Origin of the sequence: Asticcacaulis sp. (assembly GCF_020217185.1) — a bacterium.
Classification (GTDB): domain Bacteria; phylum Pseudomonadota; class Alphaproteobacteria; order Caulobacterales; family Caulobacteraceae; genus Asticcacaulis.
This window is the reverse complement of record NZ_JAIWNX010000125.1, coordinates 1-10,000: the sequence shown is the minus strand read 5'-3', so window position 1 is coordinate 10,000 and position 10,000 is coordinate 1. Positions and strand designations below refer to the sequence as shown.

Annotated in this window: 9 protein-coding genes and 1 pseudogene; 4 read left to right on the top strand and 6 right to left on the bottom strand. The window is 58.2% G+C overall.

All coding sequences use genetic code 11. The features are described from left to right. The first annotated feature begins 345 nt into the window (after nt 1-345). The gene (locus LDL37_RS06190) at nt 346-1,359 is read left to right on the top strand and encodes an NAD-dependent epimerase/dehydratase family protein (RefSeq protein WP_290795666.1); all 1,014 of its coding nucleotides are present in this window, start codon (nt 346-348) and stop codon (nt 1,357-1,359) included. Nucleotides 1,360-1,581: 222 nt separating this feature from the next. Here the strand turns inward: LDL37_RS06190 and LDL37_RS06185 are convergent, their stop codons facing one another. The 5 genes and pseudogenes from LDL37_RS06185 to LDL37_RS06165 all read right to left on the bottom strand — a co-directional run. Next, nucleotides 1,582-2,097 (bottom strand): GNAT family N-acetyltransferase, encoded by a 516-nt coding sequence (locus tag LDL37_RS06185; protein ID WP_290795664.1) that lies wholly within the window; start codon nt 2,095-2,097, stop codon nt 1,582-1,584. 11 nt (nt 2,098-2,108) lie between these two features. Then, a complete protein-coding gene (locus LDL37_RS06180; RefSeq protein ID WP_290795662.1) occupies nt 2,109-2,669 on the bottom strand; it encodes a tail fiber protein in 561 nt (186 codons plus the stop codon). 53 nt (nt 2,670-2,722) lie between these two features. Continuing rightward, entirely contained in the window at nt 2,723-3,259 is a 537-nt protein-coding gene (locus tag LDL37_RS06175; protein ID WP_290795659.1) for a tail fiber protein, read from the bottom strand. Between the two features lie 39 nt (nt 3,260-3,298). Then, nucleotides 3,299-3,556: a hypothetical protein gene (locus LDL37_RS06170; RefSeq protein ID WP_290795668.1), complete on the bottom strand. Its 258-nt coding sequence runs from the start codon at nt 3,554-3,556 to the stop codon at nt 3,299-3,301. 84 nt (nt 3,557-3,640) lie between these two features. Further along, nucleotides 3,641-3,814: pseudogene (locus LDL37_RS06165) on the bottom strand (tail fiber protein); the annotation flags it as partial. A gap of 214 nt (nt 3,815-4,028) precedes the next feature. Between LDL37_RS06165 and LDL37_RS06160 the strand changes: the two are divergent. The 3 genes from LDL37_RS06160 to LDL37_RS06150 are packed head-to-tail and all read left to right on the top strand — an operon-like array spanning nt 4,029 to nt 7,785. Then, nucleotides 4,029-6,014, top strand: a complete 1,986-nt coding sequence (locus tag LDL37_RS06160; protein WP_290795657.1) for a DegT/DnrJ/EryC1/StrS family aminotransferase — start codon at nt 4,029-4,031, stop codon at nt 6,012-6,014. After that, nucleotides 6,011-7,048: a sulfotransferase gene (locus tag LDL37_RS06155; RefSeq protein ID WP_290795655.1), complete on the top strand. Its 1,038-nt coding sequence runs from the start codon at nt 6,011-6,013 to the stop codon at nt 7,046-7,048. The genes LDL37_RS06160 and LDL37_RS06155 overlap by 4 nt, the downstream gene beginning before the upstream one ends. Further along, nucleotides 7,045-7,785 carry a WbqC family protein gene (locus LDL37_RS06150; protein WP_290795653.1) on the top strand — a complete coding sequence of 247 codons (741 nt, stop codon included), beginning with the start codon at nt 7,045-7,047 and terminating at the stop codon, nt 7,783-7,785. The genes LDL37_RS06155 and LDL37_RS06150 overlap by 4 nt, the downstream gene beginning before the upstream one ends. Before the next feature lie 272 nt (nt 7,786-8,057). Here the strand turns inward: LDL37_RS06150 and LDL37_RS06145 are convergent. After that, nucleotides 8,058-10,000, bottom strand: a 1,943-nt coding sequence (locus LDL37_RS06145; protein ID WP_290795651.1) for a hypothetical protein, incomplete at its 5' end; no start/stop codon positions are given.

Below are 10,000 nucleotides of genomic sequence, written 5' to 3'. Positions count from 1 at the left end.
CCTGCATCGAAAACCGCGTGAAGGCGGATAATGAGTATATCCAGTCGTGGTCGATCCGCGACGATCTCGTCATCCTTATGCGGACGGCACTGATAATCAGTCGCGATAAAAATGCCTATTGATCGGCGGCTTACGCCCATAGGCTGACATAAATGCCCGATATTTGCCGCTCAGAAGCACGGAATGACCGCGCGGGCTTGCAGCTTTGACAGTGATCGGTCAGTAGGATGACGAACACCGATCTTCAGAATCAAACGTCAGGTCCGTCTGTCGGCGATTCCAGATTAACGTCTTTGATGTATCCCGGACGCGATGCCACCTCGGCGTCCGGGCGAGAGTGATAATATGAGAGTCTTTATTACCGGCACCGCAGGCTTTATCGGCTTCCACCTGGCGCAGCGCCTGCTGACCGAGGGCCATACGGTTCACGGCTATGACGGCATGACCGAATATTACGATGTGCGGTTAAAGCGCGCGCGCGTGGAACTGCTGAAGCGTGAGCCTCTCTACACACACACAGAGGCCATGCTGGAAAACATGGACGCGCTGATGACGGCGGCTGAGGCTTGTCAGCCGGAGATCATTATCCACCTCGCCGCGCAGGCGGGTGTACGCTACTCACTTGAACAGCCGCGTACCTACGTCAATACCAATGTGATCGGCTCTTTCAACATTCTGGAGATCGCCCGCCTGTACACGCCACAGCACCTGCTGCTGGCTTCGACCTCTTCTGTCTATGGCGCCAATGAGAAGGTGCCGTTCGAGGAAGTGGACAAGACGGATGAGCCGATGACCCTCTATGCCGCGACCAAAAAGTCGATGGAGGTGATGGCCCATTCCTATGCCCACCTGTGGAAGATACCGACGACAGCCTTCCGCTTCTTCACCGTCTATGGGCCTTATGGGCGTCCCGATATGGCGCTGTTTAAATTCGTTAATGCCGCCGACAGGAATGAAGCCATCGACGTTTACGGCATGGGACAACACGCGCGCGACTTTACCTATATCGACGATCTGGTCGAGGCGATTGTCCGGTTGATCCCGGTCATTCCTTCCGAAGACAATCGTGTGCCGGACGATCAGGCCCGTGACACCCTGTCCAGACTGGGGCCCTTCCGGGTGGTCAATCTGGGGGGCGGCCAGCCGGTGAGCCTGATGTCTTTCATCGACACCATCGAAGAGGCGCTGGAGACCCCGCTGAAGCGTAACATGCTGCCTATGCAAAAAGGCGATGTGCCGCGCACCTATGCCAGCACCCGCTTGCTTCAGGCCTTAACGGGCTTTCTGCCCGGCATGGGCATCAAACAGGGCGTTACAGCTTTTATTAACTGGTTCCGGGGGTATGACAGAAGGACCTGACAACCAACACATCCACGCCCCTAAAGCGGAATGATTGCTAATGGACTCATTCCGCTCAAGCCACCATTGAGGCGGCGGCCAAGGTGGCGGAGCCCGTACCCGGCGAGGGGCTAAACAAAAATCCAGATCATTATGTTTCTACCAGAAATCATAATGATCCAGGTGTTTGATCCCGGCCAATCCTGAGTCGTCAGGCGTAAGATGTCCTATGGCAAGCGGTCGTTACGGCAGCGCCCGTACCATTTTCTGGTAAAGCCCGTTATGCGTGCCGTCTTCCACAAAGCCCAGACGCCGGTAAAGGCTTTTCGCGCGGTTATGAATGTCGACATGCAGGCTGAGCGTGCACCCGGCGGCGGCGGCATCGGCAGCCGTGGCGGTGATCAGGCCTGACCCCATGCCCATTCCCCGCCATTCCGGCAAAAAGGCAATGTCGATGATGCGCCAGTCTTTGACACCGCAGTAAAGGAAAAAACGACCGACCGGCCTTCTGGTCGCACCTGTGTCACGGATGATGATCCACTGTCGTGCACTGGGATAAGAAGTCGTGTAGCAGAGATCCTGCGCATCGAATTGCTGTCGCAGGAAGGCGGCCTTGACGGCTTCGGGCCAAGGCACGACGGCCATTTCCTCCGCGCGAACCGTCGCATAAAGTGCTCGCAGGAAATCCGTGTCTTTGTTCGCGCGAAGCCTCAGCCGGACATGCATTCGGCTGAGGCCTGTACTCAAGGATGCGCTCATCGGCACGACATCTATTGCCACACCGGAAAGATGCCGTCGAGGGCAATGCCCCAGTAGAAGACCTGATAGGGCTGGAGGTTGTTGTGAGCCGCCGGCGTGGAACTGCCAGAATTGCCGATAGTGGTCCCAAGAAGAGTGGTATTCGGCGCGCTTGCTGTGGAAAAGATGGCGACATTGGTGGTCGCATCACGCATGCCGCCCAGGTTCGACTTGTTGTCGGGAGCGGCCGTCTTACCGGCATATTTGAAATTGTTGGTCTGTCTCTGGATGACATGGCTATGGGGAGGCAGGTTGCTTTGGCTGAGCGTCACCGCGGGCGCGCCATAGGCATGGCCCAACTGCTTGTTAAACGCACCGCCCGTCGGAGCCAGTCCGGGCGCGGATACGGCCATGCCAAGCAGATTGGGCACCTTGAAATTCACATTCGGGCTGCCGCCATAGGTATTACCGATGACCGCATAAAGGGCCTGATAGGCCCGCACATCGAGGGTGGAGCCGTCGCAAAGATGCCAGCCTTCGGGCACATAGCTTGAGGCAAAGATGCGCACTTCGCCGATAAAGGGATCACTCATGACGTAAATCCTGTGGGTTTATCCGGATATGAAGCCTGATCCGCCGAGCTGGCCTATTGGACAGGCGGATACATACCATTCAGGCAGATGATGTAGTTCAAGACCGTGGTCGGCATGACATTGTCGTGAGGCAAGCCATTGCCGCCACTTTGCGGAATACAGGCGGCATTGACGTATGTCGTGCCGGTGGGCGGCTTGTTAGTGTCATTATAAAAAGCCATGCCATTGCTGACCGTGCCAAAGGTCACATTTGGCCCGGGGGACACACTGGTCGCCGTTTCCGGGCTGGCATTCAGCGTGTGGCTGTGCGCTGGAATTTGACCGAGGGTCAGGGCGACCACGTCGCTTCCCCCCGAAGCGCCCATGGCGCGCGGAGACAGGCCCGTGCCGGTACCGGTGCCCATGGGCAAGCGGCCCTGAAGATTGGGTAAGCCGAAATTAACCCTACCATCACCGCCAAATTGGGTGCCGATAAGGGAATAAAGCACCTCATTGCCTGAGATGGGGAGGATTTGTCCGAGACAAAAGGCCCAGTCCAGAGGTGCGTGCAAGCCGGCGAAAGGGCGAATTTCTCCAACATAGCAGTCCATGTTCGATCTCCAGAAGAATGAAATAAAAAATCTGGCTCATTAGGGCCGTGTGGGATAGATGCCCGAGGTGGCGATGTAATAGGCCAGGACCAGATAGGGCTGGAGATTGGAATGGCTGGGCGAACTGCCGCCCGCGGCCTCAACCGAATTGCCGGCAATGGTCACCAGTGGCTTGGTGGGGGCCACATAGAGTGGCGGCTGACTGGTTGCGGCGTAGAGCGTGTTTGTGCTGTCAACCGAGGTCCCGGTCTGGGTGATCGCACCGAAGGGATGGCCATGCAGCGGCATGTTCGCCATGGTGAGAGTGACCGCTTCCTCCCCGCCCTTATTGCCCTGGTTTTGGAACGGAGCCTGGGTACCGATGCAGACAGGGACCCTGCCACGCAGGTCTGGCAATCCAAAGGTGTCACGACCGTCGCCGCCATAATTGAAGCCCAACAGGGAATAAAGGGCCTGATTGCTCCTTATCTGCAGAACAGAACCGTCGCACAAATGCCATCCCTGCAGACTCTTGCTGTACGGTAATATCTTAATCTCACCCAGAAAAGGTTCCACAGGGCCCTCCACACACTTTTAGGTCGAATATGTTGTGGATCACATGTATTTTCAGGCGAGTCAACAAAAGATTGCGGTTGAAAATTTCCCTCCATGGTTTAAAGATTTAGCTTCGGACATGCGGGTAAAAACCTGTCTGCGGGGGGATGATTTGAAAGAATCATTCCTCTTAACATTCTGTTTTAAAAATTAAAAATATCGGAGGCGCCGTTTCATGGATACGGGCGGCGGAACGCTTTCATCCTTTGATCTGTGGCTGAAGGCGTTTATGGCGGAGCCAGACTTCACCTATGTTAAGATCAACCATGGATTTTGGGAACGCATGGTTGATGTGCAAAGGCAAATGCCCTGGCCGGTCACCCCCGAGGAAAAACAAAAGGCGGACCAACTGGTGGGACGCACCGGGCAGGGATTTTTCGAGGACGGCTTCATCGACGAACTTATGGATCTGATCCGGGATATTCAGCCCGATGACACCCTGTCCTTCGGGGTCTCAACCGAGGCCTGGACCGATTGCGCACGCTTCAGCAGCACACCCGGATTCCCGGAGGCCTGCCTGAGGGTCATGGACGAGACCATTCCGGCCCATGTGCGCCGTGCCGATGGCCTGCTGTTGAAGCGCGCCGTCGAAAGTGGTGAGTTCCTGCGCTTCCTGAAAGGCCTGTCCGATCACCATGTGATTGTGCTGGGGCCCGATCCGCTACGCGATTTTCTGGACTTTGCCCGGCTGGAACACGGATGTTTCCTGCAAATTCACCCCAGTCTGGCGCGGACCCAGCGGGACGAGATTGAGACGCGCCTTGCCGAGGCTGTCACCGCAGGACTTGCCGGAACGCGGCAGGTCACGGTCTTGTTGCAGGCCGGCTCTCTCGCCCCCTATCTGATCCTGCGCTTGCGCAAGCGCTTCAGCGGTGTGCGCTGGGTGGATGCGGGGCTGGCGCTCAGCCTGTGCGCCCTTGAAAGCGATGTTTTGCCCCGGTCCTGGGCCTCGGTTCATTACGAAAGACTGGTATGCACCTATAATCGCTGGGTCGGGCGCGAAGCCTATCCCCCCAGACGACGCCTTGCCCTGATCGATACGCAGTTCAAGCGGCTGTCGGAACAGCTTGAGGACGCCGCCTTCCCAACCGGGGCGAAGCCCTCGCCGAAACCGGCCGTCATCGATTTTGTCGAGAATAAGTCGCCGGATCCGGAACAGATTGCCCGTTTCCTGTCGCTCAGCGCGCGGGCCAATCACTGGTCGAATTTCGGGCCCGTCTCTTCTCTGCTGGCGAGCGCCCTGCATGAATATGCAGGGCTTGAGAATTCGCACCTGATCCTGCCCTGCGCCAATGGCACTCTGGCCCTGGAAACCCTGGCACGGCTTCATGAACACAAGATCGGGCGGCCGTTGCACTGGTGCGTGCCCGCCCTGAGCTATTTCAATGTAGTTCGGGGGTATTTCGCCGGTTCGACCGTGGTGGATGTCGATGCCAGCGCGCGCTTGAGTCTTGATGCTGTGCGGAACCTGCCCCAGGACAGTTATGACGGTCTGGTCGTCACCAATCCCTTTGGCTATTTCAACGACTTTTCCGCCTATGCGGATTTCGCTGCGGAAACCGGCAAGCTGCTGCTCATCGACAACGCGGCCGGATTCAGCGCACGGCCCGATACCCGCGCGCCCTACCAGGCCTTCAGCGCTCACCAGACCAAGCCCTTTGGCCTGGGTGAGGGCGGCTTCATCCTGGCCCCAGCCGAGGATGAGGAAGCCTTGAGGCAGCTCATCTTTCACCGGCACAATGGGTACCGGCCGCTTGACGCCTCTATCAATGCCAAACTTTCCGATATTGCCGCGGCCTATATACTGGACAGACTGTATCAGGCCCCGGCCTGGGCCCCGGTCTATGAATTGCAGGCCCAACGCATCGCCTCCCTGGCCCTTCAGGCGGGCTTTGAGATGCTTGGCCCCCTGCCCCGCCGTCCCCTGATGGGCCTGCCCGTTCTCGCACCAGTCGATGTGCCGGTCGAGCGGCTTGAAAATCCGCACATGGTCCTGCGCAAGGTCTATGCCCCTCTTTCCGCACAGGCTCCCGGAGCGCACTCCCTGCACCGGCGCCTTGTCAATATTCCCTGTCATCCCGGCATGGCCCGCCTCGAACGCGATCTGATTATCGAAACCCTGCGCAGCCTGAGTGTTCCGCACACGGAAATGGCTTCATGAACGAGGCCCGCCTGAACGCCCCGATCTTCCTGATGTGTTCGGAACGCTCAGGCAGCAATCTGCTGAGCCGGATGTTCGCCGCCCATCCGCATATCTGCGGCCCCGGGGCGGCGCATCTGTTTCGTGTCTTTTCCGAGGTCGCCGCACACTATGGTGAGGATGAGCTTCCAGCCCTGCGCCGGGACATGCTTGATATGTTCGAGGCCAAGTTCGGCCTGTGGCAGATCGATGCCTGGCCCCGCGCCAGACGCGAAGCCGTGCTGCAAACCCAGAACAGTGCGGCAGGCATGGCGGCGGCCCTTTATGAGGCTGAACGCAGGTCAGCGGGCCGGGACAGGATCTTCGTCAAGGAATGCTCGATTCATGGCTTCCTGCCTTTTCTGGAAAGCGTCTCGGACGCGCCCGCCTATGTCTTTATGGTGCGCGATCCGCGCGACATGGCCCTGTCCTGGTTACGTGCGGATGCCTTGCGCGGAGGCGTCGTCCGGGCCGCGCGGCAGTGGATGGCCGACCAGACGGGCTTTGTAAACAGTCTGGCCTGGCTGAAGGGACGCCGGCGACTGGCCGTCCTGACCTATGAGGCTCTGCTCGCCGATCCCGAACGGGTCCTGGCAGCGACCTGCGCCAGACTCGGTATGGGCTTTGATCCCGCCATGCTGGACTTTAGCGCAAATGCCCGCGCTGAGGCGGCGCGTGCGCATATGCTGCGCAATATCGGACGCCCCCTGATGTGCGATAATCACGGGCAGTACAGGCAGGGGCTGGACGCAGAACAGATCGCCTATGTCGAGGCGGTCTGTGCGCCTCTTATGGCTATGTTCGGCTATGTACCGGACCTGAAGGCCGATGACCTTGCCGGCCATGATGGATTAGCGGCGCTAGAGACCGCGGTCCTGGCCCGCGATCCGTGGGACAAACCCCAGTATCTGGCGCTGCCAGCGGCGGAACGACAACGCTATGAGAACTGGTCACGGCTGCGCGATGAGTTGCGCCGCCGCCCGGCCACCCGTCTTGCAATGGCGTGGGATACATGAGGCACAGCCCCGTTCTGGCGATCATGCAGCCCTATTTCTTTCCCTATCTGGGCTATTGGCAGTTGATCGCAGCCAGCGATATTTTCGTCCTCAATGACGACGTGCAATATATCCGGCACGGCTGGATCAACCGCAACCGGATCCTGCGCCCGGACAATGGCTGGACCTATATGGTCGTCCCCCTGCACCGTTCGGCCTGTGACACACGCATCCGCGACATGCGCATAGATGATAGCCAGCCCTGGCGCGAACGCATCCGCGGCCAGCTTGCGGCCGCCTATCGCAAAGCACCGCACTTCCGTCTGGTCATGGAACTTGTTGATACAGCGCTGGACACACGGACATCCCACATCGCCGACCTCAACGCCGCCATCATCGGGCTTGTGTGCCATGAACTGGGACTATCCGCACGACTGCGCGTGCAATCCTCCGGTGGCTTCGACTACACAAACATAAGGGAGGCCGGGGACTGGTCACTTGAGGTCGGACACCAAATCGGGGCCGGAACCTATATCAACCCCATAGGCGGTGCCGCGCTTTACAGAGCCGACCGTTTCCAGGCCCGCAACATGGAACTGAACTTTCTTAAGATGGATGAGAGGGTCTACGACCAGCAAAGGGCGGATTTTGAATCCTCCCTGTCCATTATTGATGTGCTGATGTTCACCGGTATCGACGGTGTGAAGGAAAGGCTCAAGGCCTGCCAAATCATACAGGCTCAGAACATGATCTCATAATTATACCAACGGCCGAAGATGCTGACCGCATCCGGCCGTTGAAGAAACGAGAATTTCTCATATGTATCAGTGACATGAGAAATTCCCGGATGAAATACCAAGAGTCATTTTCAATGCCCCTTGGTATTAGGCAGTAAACTCATAAAACGGGTTTTCAAGCTGTCATACACATCCACTGATTTGGAGGCCGTTTTCATGACCCGTCGCCGCTATAGAACTGACAGCCGGGCAGGCTCATGATAGCCATATGGCTTTGCCCATGCTGAGCGTCATCAGTAGATTCCGGATAACCAGCTAATCGCATTGATCAGGAAGCGTCGCTGAAGCGGGGCCACCATGTCGGGCAATCGGTGTACGATAACCTTCATGCCGTCCTTGCGTACCGTAAAACTCGCTGCGCCGTTTTGGCGGTCATGGTCACGGCTGTAGGCGGCGATAACCTCAATGCCTTCCGGCCCGATGACAGGGCCGTCGATCCGCAACCCATTCGAGGGCTGACCTTCGACCTGATGGAAGACCGACGTGGCCTGATCCACCGGCAGGCCGTCGAAGATCGGGTGGGCGCGCAGATAGTTCCAGTTGCCCATCCACGGCGCACGCAGATTACCCACCTGACCGGCATAAGAGAACAGGCCCAGCGCCGACAACTGCTTTGCCACCCCTTCGGCCAGACCGTCTTCCGGCACATAGGCCAGCAGTGGCGTCCCCGCCTTTACCGCGGCCAGCACGTCCGCCGGCAGTTCGCCCAGAATGAGCTTGGGCTTTTCGCCGGCCTTGGGCTGGGCTTCAAGGCCCGTCTGCTCCCCTACCTGACGCCTGGCAATCTCTTCGGCTTTAAGGCCCGAAGCGATGATGACATCATATTTCCCACCGGCCTTGAAATCTTCAACCGTCAGGCCGGGGATGGCCGTCAACTGATCGCGGAAGGATTTGGCCACACCCGATACGGCCAGCGTCACCGGCTTTTTCAGCCCTGAGGCATTGTCCACCACCCACAGGTCGCGCACAAAAGACGGGTAGCCTTTCAGCTCAATCTGAACCTTGTTGATACCCGGCTTCGTCAGGGCGGGCGTCAGCACCTTCTCCGCCAGCAGGTAGCGGAACTGATCCTTCATATGCGTCGGCGCTGCATAGCGGGCAATCTCGGTCGTCGTCCCGTCCGGCGCAATCAGGCTCAGGATCATCTCACCGCTGATCTGCGCATCGGTATCATTGAGCAGGTAGATGTCGAGTTCGGCCGCTTCACCCGTCGCATAGACCAGACGACGTTGCTTGGCGATCGGCCGGACCGGCAGCAGGCTGTTGCGCAGAAGATCGGGTGGCGATTTGAAATAGCGCAGATTATCGACAATGCCCGAGTGGTTTTCGATGGCCGTCGTCTCCCAGCCGGAAATCGCGGCTATATCGACTTCGTCACCGATGCGGATGTTTTCCAGATAGTTCTGCCAGGCGTCATAAACCTTGCGACCCACCGACAGGAACAGGCTTTCCGTCGTCGGAAACGCTTTGCGGAAGCCCCATTTATCGAGATAGGCCGAGGTGTTCTGCACGATGACCTTATGGTCTTCAAGGTCGTAGGACTTACCGCCATTGGCCAGAATGTCGGCGACCATCAGCACATGGTTGTCCGCCGTGGCGCAGCCCTGCATTTCACCAAATTCGACGATATAGGGCTTACCGGTCTGATAATGGATGTAGCTGTCTTTCGACTGATAGAACTTGTCGTACCACTGATCCCCGGCCCCCTGATGCTCCACCCACCAGCCGCCGAAAGGTTCGACATCCGAGCGGAAATAGTGGTCATTATAGGCCAGATACATGGCCTGCGCTGCGCCCCGTTTGACAAAGCCGTCATTGAGGATGACCGTGCGCGACGGGTCTTCGTCGTGAATAATTTTCAGAACATTCTGGACGTCAGGATTGTTGAGATTGGCCCCGATTTCGTTCTGAAGCGTGTAGTGCGCCAGTGACGGATGCGAACGGAAGGTTCTGGCCATCAGGCGACACTTCTCGATCATATAGGCGCGGCTGAAGGCATCGGCTTCGGACAGGCTTTCGCCGGGTTTCAGGTCCTTGCCGATGGCGTGGCGCCCGCCGCCGGGTTCCATGACGCGCATCAGCCCCAGTTCGTCCTGACGATCAAAGACATCGTGCTTGCCGACATTGCGGTGCGCATGGAGGCAGTTGAGGCCCAGAGCCTGCGCCGCCTCTACCT